We start from the raw sequence: 16,396 nt of genomic DNA on the forward strand, positions 1-16,396 counted from the left end.
GAAATGGCCGTTGTACCAGATACATATATAAAGGAGACGAGTATGCTATGAATATCAAAAAATTATTACTATCCCAAATTGAAAAGGTCGTTTTCGACCTTCGATATGACTTCCTTTATGAAGATGAGTACGGTGAATTATTATGCCAGGTCATCAAAAGGGATTCCAGCGGGTCGATCGAAAGCACACCCATCAGTTTCCACCTTCGCATTAATGAAGAGAAAGGAACCGGGCAGCTAATCTATTACCAAGCCCAGGGCGAAATGAACCGCCAATCCTTCGACATCGAAAACCCTGACACCATCTTGGCCATTCTTACTTTCATAACAGGAGTTATGAAATCCGACTCTATTTCGCAAACAAAATGAAGGCCCGGAACCCTGATGCTTATAGGGCTTCAGCGCTTCCACCAGTGAATGAATCACATTTCCCGGCCTTCGACCCCAGATTTACGGACGGAAAAGTGCTATGATTAAGGGGAAATATGTTTATATATTTAGGAGGTTTTAAGATTGGATTTTAGTAATTCGGAGCTTTTACATAAAGAGGCATTGGAACATATCGTTGGCGGGGTTAACAGCCCATCCCGTTCTTACAAAGCTGTAGGCGGCGGTTCACCTGTGGCGATGGATCATGCCAAAGGTGCTTATTTCTGGGATGTTGATGGCAATAAATATATCGATTACTTAGCTGCATATGGCCCGATCATCACAGGTCATGCGCATCCACATATTACGGAGGCGATTGTTAAAGCAGCAGAAACGGGCGTTTTATACGGCACACCGACCAAACATGAAGTCAAATTTGCCAAAATGTTGAAAGAAGCCATACCATCCATGGATAAAGTCCGCTTCACCAATTCAGGAACCGAGTCCGTCATGTCCACCATCCGCGTTGCCCGCGCTTACACAGGACGCGATAAGATCATCAAGTTTGCAGGCTGTTACCATGGACACTCCGACCTTGTTCTCGTCGCTGCAGGCTCCGGCCCGTCCACTTTAGGTACACCGGACTCTGCCGGCGTTCCCAAAAGCATCGCACAAGAAGTCATCACGGTACCTTTCAATGATATTGAGCCATTTAAAGAAGCACTGGATAAATGGGGCAATGAAATTGCTGGCGTGCTGGTTGAACCGATCGTCGGCAACTTCGGAATCGTGGAACCAAGCCCCGGCTTTTTGGAAGAAGTCATTTCATTATCTCACGAAGCCGGATCACTAGTCATTTTCGACGAGGTCATCACAGCGTTCCGCTTCATGTACGGAGGGGCACAGGACTTTTTGGGAATTCAACCCGATTTGACCGCGCTTGGAAAAATCATCGGGGGCGGGCTTCCTATTGGTGCCTATGGCGGTAAAAAAGAGATCATGGATTCTGTGGCACCGCTGGGACCAGCCTATCAAGCGGGTACGATGGCAGGAAATCCGGCTTCCATGCTTTCCGGGATAGCTTGCTTAGAAGTACTTAAAGAAGAGGGGCTGTATGACGAGCTGGACCGGCTGGGGAAAATCCTTGAAGAAGGTATCCTGAAAGCAGCCCGCCAATATAATGTACCGATCACCATCAACCGCCTTAAAGGAGCGTTGACGATCTATTTCACGACAGAAAAAATTGAAAACTATGAGCAGGCGGAAAATACGGATGGCGAAATGTTCGCTAAGTTCTTCAAGCTCATGCTCAACCAGGGAATCAATTTGGCACCGTCCAAATACGAAGCCTGGTTCTTGACAATTGCTCACACGGATGATGATATCGCTTATACTTTAAAAGCGGTTGAACATGCATTCAAAAACCTAATATAATAAATCGAATCAGCATAATTATGCATTTTTTATACACCCTCAGGATGTTCATCAATCTTGAGGGTTTCTTATTTCCCTGTAATAAATCTTTAATATTGGCATTTGAAGCCACTCCTTACAAAAATCCCACCAATTACAGCATCCATTCCATTGTATAAAAAATTGATTTCTGAATATTTAAATGATATGATATGGATACATTTATACACTTTCTTTCAATCTATCAAAACTTGGACTATTGTTCGGGTTTACTAATATTTCCCCCATTAAACACATGCTACAGGAGGTGAAAGGCAGAGAATAAGGGTAACCTTATTCAAGCCACATATATGACCCAACAATGGACACCTGCTACATTCAAAGAATTTCACAAGGAAGAACATGATGCCTGCGGTATCGTGTCCTGCATCGAAAAAAAGAAGATCCCTACTAACGAAAACATCTTTGCCTGTATCGACGCCCTGGTTAAAATGAACCATCGCTGCGGCTTCATCAATGGTGAGGGCGATGGCGCCGGCATCCATATCGATATTCCCCGGGCTCTTTGGAAAAAGAAGCTTGAAGCGGTAAATGTCGATCCAAGCATCGTCGATCAAGATTCCTTCATAGTCGGCCATTTATTTTTAAGCAAAAAAACAGAAGCTAACGACTTAAAAATCGAAGTCAAGGAGAAACTGCTCCAACATGGTCTCTCATTGATATTCGAAACGGATAAAGCCTACCGTTCCGAGGCATTGGGACCGATTGCCATTCAAGAAGACCCAGTGTTCTGGCAATTTGCCTGTTCCTCCACCATCAATAACAACCAGGAGCTTTCAAATGTTCTTTTTGAGCTGACTTCCGACATCGAAAAAAGTGATTTCATCCATGTTGCATCTTTAAGCCAGCATCATGCGGTATACAAAGTGATGGGTGCTGGAGATACACTCCCTGCCTATTATCTTGATCTTGCCGACCCTTTGGCTGCCTCCACCATGACACTGGGGCATAATCGTTTTTCAACCAATACTCTATCAAGCTTCTTCCGGGTCCAGCCTTTCAGTGTACTTGGTCATAATGGCGAAATCAATACCATCGCCAAATTGCGTGATGAAGCGAAAATGATCGGAGTTCCCATCGCTAAAGATGGAAGCGACTCACAGGATTTAAACAAAACGATCGAAACTTTCATCTGCCGTCATGGCTACTCTTTATTTGAAGCTGTCGATCTTATGTTCCCGCCAATCATTAATGAAATCAAGGAATATCCCGAGCACTTACAAGACTTATATACGTATTTAAGGGAAGCATGGGGTCATTTTGCACAAGGTCCGGCAGGCATCATCTCCCGTTTCGGCGATGAAGCCGTGTTCTCAGTCGACTCTTTAGGCTTGCGCCCACTATGGAATATTGAAACGGAATCATCTTATATGTTCACTTCCGAACCAGGAATCATCCCTTCCAGTGAATATACCGGAGATCCGAAACCGATGGGGCCAGGGGAAAAAATCGGTTTGAAATGGAACGGCGACCGTATTGAATTGTACACTTACAAGGATTACCAGGATAAAGTATTTGAACTCTTCAATGATCGTTTCGTCCTTTCCAATGACCGAGTCCGCTTACAGCCCCAAGTGTTTGAAAAGGTTGTCTCCATGACAAATACGCAAGCCATTCATAATGGTCAGTATAAAGCCTTTGGGTGGGAAAGGGAGCATGTCCAATTAGTGGAACAGATGGCCGAAAAAGGCGCCGAGCCCATTCGTTCACTTGGTCATGATGCGCCACTCGCAGCACTTAATCCCCAACGGACCAACATTGCTGATTTCATTAAGGAAAGTGTGGCCGTTGTAACCAACCCTGCGATCGACCGAGACCGGGAAACCGAGCACTTCTCAACAAGAACGATCATCGGAAAACGTCCTTCCCTTTTCGAAGCGAATAAGGCAGGAAAGGTTACGGAGCTGCTGACTCCCTTATTGATTGAAGGGTCAACGGGTTATGAGTGCTCATCTATCGTATCGCAGCCAAGCTATGATCAGTTCATTAAATATAACCAAGATCAAAAACTCGTGCACTTCATTTCAAGCACGTTCAAAGAGGATGAAAACATCACGGATGCCTTGACCAGGATTACGGATCAAAGTGTCAATGCAGTGGATGAAGGAAAAACGCTGCTCGTTCTGGATGATGCCCTTGCCCATCAAAACGGCAACCTTTGGCTTGATCCCCACCTTGTCACTTCAGCCGTCGATCAAGCGTTGGTCCGCACAGGCAAGCGCCGTGATTGTTCCATCCTTTTACGTTCAGCATCGCTAAGGTCACTGCATGATATCATCGTTTCTTATGGTCTTGGGGCCAACTTAATCAGCCCCTATTATATGTTCCTTTCCTTATCTTCGGATGACCTCAAGGGGGTTACCAATCTATATAACTCCTTGACGAAAGGTCTTGAGAAAGTCATCTCCACCATTGGCATTCATGAGCTGCGCGGCTATGGAAGACTTTTCTCAAGCATCGGTTTACATGAGGAAATCGCGAAATATTTAAATGTGGCTAACTTCTTCGGATCCAATGATCTGGACTATAATTTTGATAAAATCAAGGCAGATGCCATCCAGCGTGCAGAAGATTACGGCAATGAAAAAGAACGAATGGGCAAAACCTTCCATTTGTTCCCAAGGATTTGGAAGTCTATCGGGGAAGTTGCTTCAACCGGGGACTATGATGCTTATCGCGAAAAGATCACCGAACAGGAAGAATCCAATCCTACGACGATCCGCCACTTGACATCTTTAAAAACTTCAGATGCTTCCATCCCTTCTGAAGAAGTCAGTCTTTCGGTCGGCGAACAGGAATTGCCGTTCGTCATAGCCTCCATGTCTTTTGGGTCACAAAATGAGATTGCTTTCCGGGCCTATGCAGAAGCTGCCGAGAGGTTAGGCATGATCAGCATGAATGGTGAAGGCGGGGAAATAAAGGATATGCTTGGCAAGTACCCGAAATCCCGCGGACAGCAAATCGCTTCCGGCCGTTTCGGTGTCAATGCAGAACTATTGAACTCTTCAAATCTATTGGAAATTAAAATTGGGCAAGGGGCAAAACCTGGTGAAGGCGGTCACCTTCCAGGTTCCAAGGTCACAGCGAAAATCGCAGAAGCCCGAAATGCAACAATCGGTTCCGATTTGATCTCCCCTTCCAATAATCATGATATATACTCAATTGAAGATTTGGCCCAAATGATCCATGAGCTAAAAACGGCAAACGACAAGGCAAAAGTTGCCGTCAAAGTACCAGTCGTTCCAAACATTGGTACGATTGCTGTCGGCGTCGCAAAAGCGGGGGCCGATATCATAACGCTTTCCGGTTTTGATGGCGGAACGGGTGCTGCCAGGATCCATGCACTCGCACATGTCGGTCTGCCAGTAGAGATAGGTGTGAAAGCCGCCCATAATGCGCTGCTTGAGTCAGGTATCAGACAGAATGTTGAAATTTGGGCAGACGGTGGGTTAAAAAGCTCAATGGATGTATTGAAGGTAATGCTGCTTGGTGCAAACCGTGTAGGTTTTGGAACCCTTTCGATGATTGCCGTCGGCTGTACAACGTGCCGCGGATGTCATCTTGATACTTGCCATGTGGGCATCGCCACACAAATTGAATCGGAAGCACAGGCGAAGGAACACGGGCTGCGCCGTTTTGTTCCACGAAAATTTGATTTAGCCGTTCAGGGATTAACGAATATGTTCAGTGCATTTGCAAAAGAACTCAAATCTTTGACCGGATCACTTGGGGTGAAGAATCTTCAGGATATCGTCGGACGTTCTGATTTACTGCAACAAGTTAAAGGTCAACAATCATTGGATTTAACCTATTTATTGAAAAACTTGGATATAACACCGTTCTCACATAAGGAAACTGCGGCGTATCTGAATGAAGGCTCCATGCAGGTAGCCGTTGGCGCTGAATATCTAGATTCGCATGTAGATGATCTGCAGCAATCCCGTAGCTATAGCTCGATCACTTCCGAGCAGCGTGTACTCGGCAGCAGGGTGTCCTGTCACCGTGTTAGGGGCAGATTGGACGGATCATACAAAAAACTTCCCCCCGTCCACCTATCCTACCAGGATGGTTCCATCCCGGGTAATGGACTCGGGGCATACAATACGGAGGGAATTTCAATCAGCGTGAATGGCGGTGCCCAGGATGGTATCGGCAAAACATCGATTGGCGGTAATATTGCCATCTTTAAATCTCCAGGAAAAGATGGAAAGTTCTACAATGGCTCTGTAGGCAAGGGATTTGGTTACGGTGCACAGCATGGTCTTCTCATTGCCCAAGGTGATGCCGATGCCAGGGCAGGAATCCGGCTTTCCGGAGCGGATATAATCATTGGAGGATTATTGAAACAACCGCTTCCTAAAAAGGAAACCGGCAATATTGCGGTAACTTCCAATATTAAGGGATTCGCTTTTGAATACATGACAAATGGAAGAGGTTTGGTTCTGGGAGATCCCGGTCCATGGATTTGCGCAGGGATGACAGGCGGTGTCGTTTATTTACGGCAACAGCCTGAATCTGGATTAACCAAAGAGGTCATTAAGAAGCGGGTTGCGAAAGGTGCAAAGATTTCCATTGAGCCCCTATCCGCAAGAGGCCTGCAGGATGTGGCCGAACTTCTGGGCAAATACACGGCCCTCTTGAAAGATCATGGCCAAACCGAAGAAGCGGCCTCTTTAGAGGCCCTGCTACAAAATCCTGAAGAGCACTTCCTTCAGGTCGTTCCAGTTAAAGAACAGGCGGATCCTGCTGTTTCCACGGAGTGATGCCGAAAATATATATTAATAAAGGCTGATGCTCTTTAATGCGAGCATCAGCCTTTTCCAGTCATATACCTCTGGAATGTCTTCAAACGATGGAAAAACAAACTTGAAAGCAATCAAGAAATTGCCTATCGTTTCTTTATATATTAAACTTGATTTTAGCTATTGTAACTCTTAGGAAAATCCTGTATATTACTTTTTGTTTACATCTTCTTATTTTCGTGTAAAGTACTAACAAATAAGTTAGAATACAACTTTAAGCAAAAGCCTATATATAAATAGAGCCACTTATCCATTACAATACAAAGAAAGGATTAACCCATATATGAAGTTTGGTGCCCGCATTCTCAAAACAGGAATAGCAATCGTTTTAGCGCTTTATCTCTCGGAACTGCTTAACCTTCCTGCTCCTGTCCTTTCTGGGATTGCTGCAATTTTTGCAATACAGCCGACCATTTACCGTTCATATCAAACGGTGCTGGAGCAAATTCAAGGAAATATCATTGGCGCATTGGTTGCTGTCTCCTTCGTTTTGTTGTTCGGAAATGATATTTTTATGATCGGTCTTGCCGTAATGGTTGTCATAACCATCAATTTAAAATTGAAAATGGATAAAACGATCGTCCTTTCCATCGTGACGGTCATCGCCATCATGGAAAGCCAGGAAGGGGAATTCCTGAATTTTGCCTTTATTCGTCTCTCATCCGTTTTGCTTGGAATCGTTTCTTCGTTTATCGTGAATCTAGTTTTCATTCCTCCAAAATATGAAGCAAAGCTTTATACACGCATTACAGATGTAACCGAAGACATCTTGAAATGGATTAGAATCAGCACAAGACATGCTACAGAACACACTTTATTAAAAAAAGACATCAGCCGATTGAAGGCGGAGTTACTCGATCTGGAACATATCTATTCCATGTACAAAGAGGAACGGGAATATTTCAAGAAAAACAGTGTAGCTAAAGCAAGAAAGCTTGTCGTTTATCGGCAAATGATCATAACGACAAAAAAAGCGTTTGAAACCTTGAAGAGAATTCATAAGTTCGAGAATGAAGTATATCAAATGCCTGAGGATTTCCAACGGAGCATCTTACAGCAGCTTGATTCCTTGATCCGCAAGCATGAACAGTTGATATTACTGCATATCGAAAAAATCAAGTCAATCGAGGAGATTGAAGATTGGGACCAGGATTGTTTAAGTCGTAAAGAGCTGCTCGCCCATTTTTTCGAACAGCAGAATCAAGTGGACGAAATGCATGATAACCTAGGCCATCTCTCTGCCCGCCTTGTACCATTGATTTCTGCGGTCATAGAATATGACGAGCAATTGGAACATCTTGAAAAGCTGATTGTCAGCTTCCAGTCCTTCCATAAGGAAGATAACGAAATATCTGTCCACTATGAAGAAGATTAAAAAAGACGGTTCCCAGGAACCGTCTTTTTTCGTCTCTATTTAGAGCATGCCCCTCATTCAATCATCCAAAAGGTTCTTATCTGCCGCCTTTTCAATCGTATCCAATTTCTTCAAAAGATCCTGCAGCTCATCTTCTGAGAATGAATTAAAGTTCTTGCCCATCAATTGGTTATGCTCCGCAAGGACTCTCCCCAAAATCGCTTCCCCTGCCTCTTTCAATTCAAGGTTGATGACCCTGCGATCCTTATCAGAAGGCTGCCTTTTTACATAATCCATTTCGACCAACTTATCTACAAATACGGTAATCGCACTTGGCTTAACGGTTAAGAAGTCAGCCAGCTGGGTCGATTTGATCGACCCCTCTTTTTTCAATATCAATAATATGAAAAACTGAGGCGATGTTAATCCATAAGGCTGAAGATTTTTTGCTACGATGGCCCTAAGCTTCTTCCTAATCCGAAAAATCTGCATTTCTATACTATTAGTTACTTCCCATTTAAATTCCAGCCTTCTCACTCCTTATATAGGACAATCCTACCTCTTAAATTTAATTAAATGGCATTCCAATGTCAACTTTACTTTCCATATATCCTTAAAACTAAAAAAAATTCAAATTTTTACTATTTCGCTGTATTTATTTCCCACCATTTTTCCGAATAAATTACATGACAAAAAATAATTAAACTGGTAAACTCTTTACTTAATAATATTAATACTTATAAAAGTTAATATTTATTTAATTTAACAAATAAACATTAGAATAGGAGGCGTTGTCATTTCTGGCTAGTGAACAGTATCGAAAAAAGGAATACATCATCAATATTTTTTGGAGGCGAAACAAGTGAATAGAGGACGTTTAGTTTTAATCAATGTCATTGGTTTGGTTATTATCATAGCGGTATTAGCCGGTGGGGCTTATTACTATTATGAAAGCACGAATTTCATTAAAACGGATGAAGCGAAGGTTTCAGGAGAGCTATATACCATCGTTGCCCCCGCTGCCGGTAAATTAGCAGATTGGGACTTACATGAAGGAGACAGTGTAAGTAAGGATGACAATGTTGCCAATGTAACCACTTTAGATGGAAAAGAAGCTGTAAAAACCGCAGCACAGGGTACTATCGTTAAAACACAAGTGCATGATGAGCAGCTTGTTCAAGCGGGTCAAACGCTGGCTCAGACCATCAATATGGATGATCTGTCCATAACGGCTAATATTGAAGAAAATAAATTAAAGGATATCGAAAAAGGTGACAGCGTAGATATTATCATCGATGGAGATCCCGATACTGTCTTCGAAGGTACATTGGAACAGATCGGTTATGCTACAACGTCCGTCTTTTCAGTGATGGGCAATCAAAACAGCAGCGGAAACTATACGAAAGTCACTCAAAAAGTACCAGTTAAAATTTCCATCAAAGCACCATCCGATAAAGTTCTGCCTGGAATGAACGCAGAAGTGAAAATTTCAACTAAATAAAATGGCTACACAGTTATACAGAAAGGAGGCTTTTCTTTAAATGGCTTCTCAAACCATCACAGTAAATGAAAACAAGGGAATGAAGCAGTTTGCCCCCATGTTAATTATCTTAATGCTAGGTTTGTTCATGGTCATTTTGAATCAAACCCTGCTTAGTGTCGCCATGCCCAGGATGATGGCAGAATTCAATGTAGCTGCGACTACGATTCAATGGTTATCAACTGGATTCATGCTCGTGAATGGAGCCTTGATCCCACTGTCCGCTTTTTTAATTGAACGGTTTGGCACGCGCATTTTATTCCTTGCTGCCATGTTTTTATTCACCGTCGGGACATTCATCTGCGGCATCGCACCCAATTTCCCAGTCATCCTTACAGGCCGGCTGATTCAGGCGGCTGGCGGCGGGATCCTGCAGCCATTGGTCATGACGATCATTCTTTTCATCTTCCCTCCGGAAATGCGCGGGAAAGGCATGGGAATCTTTGGACTTGCCATTATGTTTGCCCCTGCAATCGGCCCGACTTTATCTGGTTGGGTCATTCAGGAATATAGCTGGCGGGTCATGTTCTACGCAATGGTGCCATTAGGCATGATAGTCATGACACTCGCCTTTTTAAGTATGCGTAATGTAGCAGAACCAAAGAAAATCAAATTGGATTTGTTGGGTGCGTCTCTTTCCTTGCTGGGAGTTGCTTCCTTACTATACGGTGTCAGTGAAGCGGGTTCCAAAGGCTGGACGGATCCCATCGTTCTGGGAACGATCATCATCGGGCTGATCCTTTTGACGCTTTTTGTGGTTCAACAGCTTAAATCGGAAACACCTATGCTCGACTTCCGTGTATTTAAGTATGACATGTTCGTATTATCGAATATCATTTCCGCCATCGTCACAGTTGCCATGTTTACCGGGATATTCTTATTGCCTATATATTTGCAGACATTAAGAGGCTTCACACCAGTTCAATCCGGCCTATTGATGTTACCCGGAGCCCTTGTGATGATGGTGATGTCACCCATTTCAGGAGCATTATTTGACAAAATCGGACCTCGTCCATTAGCACTAATTGGTTTAGCGATTACTGCCGTCACAACCTTTGAGTTCGCTAAATTGACTACGGAAACTACCTATTCGACTTTGGTCATCATCTATGCCATCCGCGCACTTGGAATGTCTTTACTGATGATGCCGATCATGACTGCTGGGATGAATCAGCTTCCTAAGCATTTGAATACACATGGTACGGCAATGAGCAATACGCTGAAACAAGTGACCGGAGCCATTGGTACGAGCTTCGTGACGACCATTTATACAACCCGTGCATCTTTCCATGGAACTGCTTTAGGAACGGAAATGAGTACGAGTGATTCCGGTTTTGTTCAGAATTTCCAAACAATCGTTCAATCCATCATGAGTTCGATGAATCAAACTAGTGAACAGGCACAGGAAACTGCCATGTCCCTGATTTCTTCACAAATCCAGGGTCAAGCAAATGTGATGGGAATCAATGATGCATTCTTTTGGGCAACAGGCTTCGCAATTGCCGGTATCGTTCTTTCCCTGTTTTTGCGTGACGTTCGGAAGGACAAAGCAATGAAAAAAGCTAAACAAGAACATTTGGATGTACCTTTGCTTCCTTCACCAGTAAAAAAATCGGTTTAATTAATGGGGGAATAAAAATGAAGATCTATGTTGTTTACGACAGTGAAGGCAACCATACGAAAGCACTTGCCGAATCAATAGCTCAAGGGGCCGCCGCGGTCCCTGGCGCTGAGGTTCTCATTGACCATGTGAACGAGGCGGATGTTTATAAGCTCCAAGAAATGGATGCCATCATTTGGGGCTGTCCCGGTCATTTCGGCACCATCAGTTCGAGTTTGAAAACATGGATCGATAAACTTGGGTATCTATGGGCGGAAGGTGCGCTGATCAATAAAGTGGGTGCTGTGTTCTGTACGACGGCCACCGTACATGGCGGACTCGAGGCTACCATGCTGAACTTAATCACCCCTATGCTTCATCAAGGCATGATCATTGTCGGCTTGCCCGGCACTGTCCCGGAAAACGCCTTATATGGCTCCTACTATGGAGTAGGGATAAGCTGTCCGCCCGGTGTGGATGACAACATCACCAAAAATGACTTGCAGCTTGGAGAAGCATTAGGAAAACGGGTAGCCCATGTCACCCGTTCATTCATAAACGAGCTCTAGGAGGCTTGATTCAATGGGCATAATTCTAATTATCATCGTTGCCATATTAGCGGTTACGGGCTTGATCACATACAATATCAAAGCCTTATCGCCTGAAGGTAAGCCGCCGGGTGTCGAGGAAGAGAACTCATTGGAAGAGTCCGCTTTCTCTTCGGCTGATGATTCCGTTACCGAAATCATCTCCCCAACAGACAATGATGAATTGAAAATGAAAGATCAGGATTATCGTTTGGCACTTTCCAAGCTTCACAATCAAAAGCCAAATGATGAGCCAACTGCAGAAAAAAAGCCTAATCTTCGAAAAATGAAAGACGAGGAATACCGTGGTACATTGGAAGACTTCCGGCAAAATGGCGATTGAAGCACCTCACCCCATTCGGCATATTCGCCTTTTTGGGGGTTTTCAATTACTTTGGGTGAAAGGAACATCTCCTGCCTCTCACACCGCCTTTAGCTTAAAGATAGACCTGCAGGCTTAACTTATTTTCCTGGTTGACAAATATTCACAAAGACTTTAAGCTAAGGTAATGCAATACAAACATTTTTTTAAACTCAGCTTTTGTTGAGAGACGGAATTTTAAAAGGATTTCCTTTTTTCGTTCGTCACTTGCCTTTTTGGCAGGTGGCGATTTTTATTTTTACAGGGGTGAAAAACATGCAACTTTTGAAGTATTCCATAATGGTCTTAATCGGTTCGATCTCATATGGCACATTATCCACCATGATGAAGTTTGGATTCATGGATGGCCATTCATCCGGAGAACTGGTCGGCAGTCAATACCTCGTCGGTTGGCTGATTGTCTCCGTGTTATTTCTTTTTTCGTTTAAATATAAAGTTTCATGGAAGAGTGCCGGATTACTTTTAATCACGGGCATGATGTCCACTTTCGTCGGAAAGGCATATGCCGTTTCCGTATCCGAGCTTCCCGCTTCCATTGCCGTTGTCTTTTTATTTCAATTTACCTGGATAGGCGTCCTCATTGAAAGTTTCATAAATAAAAGACGCCCGGATAAAAATAAACTCATTGCCATTTTCGTTCTCTTCATCGGAACATTATTGGCAGGCGCGATCTTTGGTCAGCCTCTATCCGGCCTAAGCCTAAAAGGCGTATTGTTCGGTCTATTGTCTGCCTTGCTTTTTGCGCTATATATGTATTGCAACTCTCAATTCGCAGTTGGGGAATCTTCAATGAAACGGCTGTTTTACATTGCAACAGGTGGTATGCTGACTGCTGTATTCACAACTAACCCCGTCACACTTGTGACGAATCTTGTCCAAACGAACCTATGGTACTACGGTCTGCTGCTCGGCACATTGGGTGTTTTAGTTCCTTTCTTTTTCTTTGCTGTCAGTTTGCCCAAAGTGGGTGTCGGCCTTGGAACGATTCTTTGTGCTGCGGAACTGCCCTCAGCGATGGTCGTTTCCGTCATCTTTTTGCATGAACAGGTTACGTCACTGCAATGGTTCGGGATGTGCTTGATCATCGTAGGCATCGCCTTGCCTGAGGGAATAAAGCATCTGCCGCATTTCCTTCCTGACAGAAAAAAAACGCTGCATGAAAAAAGGATTTCATAACGTGCATGCACAAGTAAGACCATTCCCGTTAGCGGAATGGTCTTCTTTTGTATATTGTTTTTCCTATTCTTCTTAAGAATCCAATTGTTGTACTTGAAATAGGTTGTAGTAATGCCCTTGCTTTTTCATAAGTTCTTCGTGTGTTCCCATTTCCGTAATTTCCCCATTATCGATATGAACGATCCGATCGGCATGGGTGATGGTGGATAACCGATGGGCCACGATGATGGTTGTCCGGTCTTTCGCTAAAATATCCAGCGCCTCCTGGATGTAGTGTTCACTTTCCAAATCCAATGCGGATGTGGCTTCATCAAGTACAAGGATTGGCGGGTTTTTCAAAAATACCCTCGCAATGGCCACCCGTTGCTTTTGGCCTCCGGATAATTTAACTCCCCGCTCCCCGACTTTCGTTTCATATCCTTCTTTCAGACCCATGATGAAGTCATGGGCATTCGCCGCCTTTGCCGCTTCAAATACTTCTTCATCACTTGCATCAGGTCGTCCCATAAGGATGTTGGCCTTAACCGATTCGCTAAATAAGATATTATCCTGTAGAACCATTCCTATTTTATCTCTTAGGGAGCGGACTTGATACTTACGGATATCCGTCCCATCCAATAATACCCTTCCCTCCGTCACATCATAGAAACGGGAAATCAAACTGACGATCGAGGATTTCCCGCCGCCGCTCATCCCGACAAGTGCAATGGTTTCCCCTGGTTTGACATCCAAGTTTATATGTTTCAAAACGGGTGCCTCTTTTTCGTCATAAGCAAACGATACATCCTGAAAGGTTATTCTGCCTTCCACATGCTTAAGCTCTTTCGCCCCTGGTTCGTCATCGATATCATACTTCTCATCCACAAACTCAAAAACCCTGTCCATGGACGCCAATGTCTGGGTCATTGTCGTCGAAGAGTTAACTAAACGTCTGAGGGGATTATAAAGCCGGTCAATGAAACCGACGAAGGCAACCATGGTACCCAGTGACAATTGTTCATGAATGACCTGATAACCGGCAAATCCTATTACGAGCAAGGGGGCAATATCCGTGATCGTATTCACGACGGCAAATGACTTGGCATTCCAGCTTGTATGCTTTAGGGCCTTATCGAGGAAATTCTTGTTTTGCTTCGCAAACAATTCCTGTTCCCTGTCTTCTATCGCAAAGCTTTTGATGACTGACATCCCTGAAACCCGTTCATGAAGGTGACTCTGTACATCAGCTAACGCTTGGGATCGAATCCTTGTATAAGTTCTCAGCTTGCCAAAGAAATGCTTAATCGAAAATGCGTAAAAAGGAAGCATGATGATCGATACAACGGTTAACTTCACGTCCATTGTAAACATGATGACTATCACTATGATGATCGTTGCTATATCGAGCCAAAGGTTCATCAAACCCGTGATAACAAAGTTCTTCGTTTGTTCCACATCCGTGATCATCCTCGAAATGACCTCGCCCACCCTTGTATTGGAATAATATTTAAAACTCAGTTTCTGTATATGAGTAAATAAATCATTACGAATATCATATAAGATTTTCGTTCCGGTCCATTGCGCAAAATATTGTCTGTAATACTCAATCGGCGGTCTAACTGCAACGAAAATGAAAATCATGATGGCCATTGCCCATAAAAGGCGTTCGGATTTCACGGCTTTGGACAGGTCACCATTTCCGATGATGTCATCCACTATATACTTACTGAGCAATGGAAGCAGTAGCGGAATTGCGAACTTTAGCAATCCAATCAGTACCGTTCCGATTATCTGCCATTTATATGGTTTGACGAATTGCAAATATCTCTTAATGCTCCCCACGGAATACCTCCTTTTCTGAATCATTAAATCCAAATGAAAAAAGTCCATACCAGTCAATTTGGAATCTTATATGCACTGTTCAATTATATTTTCCTTTTCGATGATTAAGTATCAAAAGGATTTCATTCACTAACTTTCAAACACATTTTAAAGGAGGTTTAAAGGTTCCTGCATCGTGATAGATTGAAACAGTTGGTAGATACGTTACACAATGAAAAAGCCTGCCAATTAAGCAGCAGGCCTTTTCTATCATCGATAGGTTAAAAAGCGTTCATACCAACTATCAATAAACTCTGCGGAGAATGGTCCTTTTCGCTGGCGTATCATATAAATCAAATAGTCTACGTTCTGTTTCAATATTGAATCGATGGCATCCGGGTAATTCATTTCTTTCCGATGCCTTTCATATTCATCCTCATCCAGCAAATTAAACGTCATATCTGGGAATACTTTAATGTCCAGGTCATAATCAATGTATTTCAATGCTCCCGAATCGTATGTGAACGGCGAACTGATATTGCAATAATAATAAACCCCGTCCTCTCTCAACATACCAATAACATTAAACCAATACTTTGAATGAAAATAGCAAATCGCCGGCTCTCTCGTAATCCAGGTCCTTCCATCTGATTCCGTTACCATAGTACGGTCATTCGCTGCTATCACCAGATTTTGGGTCCCTTTTAAAACGGTTGTCTCTTCCCAGATACGATGGATATGTCCATTATGTTTATAGCTATGGATTTGGATTTTTCCTCCTTCGGCAGGAACAATCCCCATTTATCTCTCCCTACTTTCTATAGACACCCTGACAGCGTACTGTGCCCTATTCCGTTTGCAGTTGTTGTGTGTATTTAAAATATATACTTTTTTCCATTTACCCTATATTCCTATATTATAGCGATTTATTCATAAATTTAAAACAAAAGTGGCTAATCTCCCAGTGAAAATGTGTAAATAAGTCGAAAAAGTCTGACCATCCACCCATTTTAACTAAGAAATTAGCCGGTTATTTATCGTATGGCAGCCTGTCCTTGCTGAAAATAACGGATGACTTCTTCCGTTTGCTTCTCGAACATATCATGGATACTTTTCAATTCCTGCTTTTTGAGTTGAATCTCTTCCTGAATGGTGACCGCTTCACTCTCCTCTTCCAGTGCAAGGAGTTGCTTCTCTATATCTTGGCATCTTTCGATTTCGGATTGTAAAAGTAAAAGCTTATCCATCGTTTTCAACTGGTTGTTTATAAGCCGGTTAAATTCCTCCATGAATGCACCTTCCTAATCTGTATTT

The 16,396-nt window shown here is 43.2% G+C and carries 13 protein-coding genes; 9 read left to right on the plus strand and 4 right to left on the minus strand.

The window, feature by feature from the left end; all coding sequences use genetic code 11:
• Positions 1-47: 47 nt before the first annotated feature.
• The 4 genes from ABC374_RS21285 (at position 48) to ABC374_RS21300 (ending at position 8,018) form a co-directional block, all read left to right on the plus strand.
• Positions 48-368, plus strand: coding sequence for a hypothetical protein (locus tag ABC374_RS21285; RefSeq protein ID WP_350300255.1), 321 nt, complete (start codon positions 48-50; stop codon positions 366-368).
• A 144-nt stretch (positions 369-512) separates the two neighbouring features.
• A complete protein-coding gene (locus ABC374_RS21290) occupies positions 513-1,802 on the plus strand; it encodes a glutamate-1-semialdehyde 2,1-aminomutase (protein ID WP_350300256.1) in 1,290 nt (429 codons plus the stop codon).
• A 329-nt stretch (positions 1,803-2,131) separates the two neighbouring features.
• Positions 2,132-6,604 carry a glutamate synthase-related protein gene (locus tag ABC374_RS21295; protein WP_413019664.1) on the plus strand — a complete coding sequence of 1,491 codons (4,473 nt, stop codon included), beginning with the start codon at positions 2,132-2,134 and terminating at the stop codon, positions 6,602-6,604.
• A gap of 322 nt (positions 6,605-6,926) precedes the next feature.
• Complete coding sequence (locus ABC374_RS21300) at positions 6,927-8,018, plus strand: FUSC family protein (protein ID WP_413019665.1); 1,092 nt, start codon at positions 6,927-6,929, stop codon at positions 8,016-8,018.
• A 57-nt stretch (positions 8,019-8,075) separates the two neighbouring features.
• Here ABC374_RS21300 and ABC374_RS21305 read toward each other — a convergent pair whose 3' ends face one another.
• Entirely contained in the window at positions 8,076-8,534 is a 459-nt protein-coding gene (locus ABC374_RS21305; RefSeq protein ID WP_214747548.1) for a MarR family winged helix-turn-helix transcriptional regulator, read from the minus strand.
• 325 nt (positions 8,535-8,859) lie between these two features.
• Here ABC374_RS21305 and ABC374_RS21310 point away from each other — a divergent pair, with 325 nt between their 5' ends.
• From ABC374_RS21310 to ABC374_RS21330, 5 genes are all read left to right on the plus strand, one after another.
• Positions 8,860-9,498, plus strand: a complete 639-nt coding sequence (locus ABC374_RS21310; protein WP_101225963.1) for a biotin/lipoyl-containing protein — start codon at positions 8,860-8,862, stop codon at positions 9,496-9,498.
• A gap of 40 nt (positions 9,499-9,538) precedes the next feature.
• Positions 9,539-11,158 (plus strand): DHA2 family efflux MFS transporter permease subunit, encoded by a 1,620-nt coding sequence (locus ABC374_RS21315; protein ID WP_413019666.1) that lies wholly within the window; start codon positions 9,539-9,541, stop codon positions 11,156-11,158.
• A gap of 17 nt (positions 11,159-11,175) precedes the next feature.
• Positions 11,176-11,706 (plus strand): NAD(P)H-dependent oxidoreductase, encoded by a 531-nt coding sequence (locus ABC374_RS21320; protein WP_063234827.1) that lies wholly within the window; start codon positions 11,176-11,178, stop codon positions 11,704-11,706.
• 13 nt (positions 11,707-11,719) lie between these two features.
• On the plus strand, positions 11,720-12,067 hold the full coding sequence (locus ABC374_RS21325) for a hypothetical protein (RefSeq protein ID WP_413019667.1): 348 nt from the start codon (positions 11,720-11,722) through the stop codon (positions 12,065-12,067).
• 294 nt (positions 12,068-12,361) lie between these two features.
• On the plus strand, positions 12,362-13,282 hold the full coding sequence (locus ABC374_RS21330) for an EamA family transporter (RefSeq protein ID WP_260359073.1): 921 nt from the start codon (positions 12,362-12,364) through the stop codon (positions 13,280-13,282).
• Positions 13,283-13,354: 72 nt separating this feature from the next.
• Here ABC374_RS21330 and ABC374_RS21335 read toward each other — a convergent pair whose 3' ends face one another.
• The 3 genes from ABC374_RS21335 to ABC374_RS21345 all read right to left on the minus strand — a co-directional run bounded on the left by ABC374_RS21335 (position 13,355) and on the right by ABC374_RS21345 (position 16,371).
• Positions 13,355-15,103: an ABC transporter ATP-binding protein gene (locus tag ABC374_RS21335; protein ID WP_101225958.1), complete on the minus strand. Its 1,749-nt coding sequence runs from the start codon at positions 15,101-15,103 to the stop codon at positions 13,355-13,357.
• Between the two features lie 249 nt (positions 15,104-15,352).
• Complete coding sequence (gene ntdP, locus ABC374_RS21340; protein WP_048685440.1) at positions 15,353-15,883, minus strand: nucleoside tri-diphosphate phosphatase; 531 nt, start codon at positions 15,881-15,883, stop codon at positions 15,353-15,355.
• A gap of 233 nt (positions 15,884-16,116) precedes the next feature.
• The gene (locus tag ABC374_RS21345; RefSeq protein ID WP_063577340.1) at positions 16,117-16,371 is read right to left on the minus strand and encodes a YgaB family protein; all 255 of its coding nucleotides are present in this window, start codon (positions 16,369-16,371) and stop codon (positions 16,117-16,119) included.
• Positions 16,372-16,396 lie beyond the last annotated feature (25 nt).

It is taken from the genome of Peribacillus phoenicis, from assembly GCF_047238085.1.
Lineage (GTDB): Bacteria > Bacillota > Bacilli > Bacillales > DSM-1321 > Peribacillus.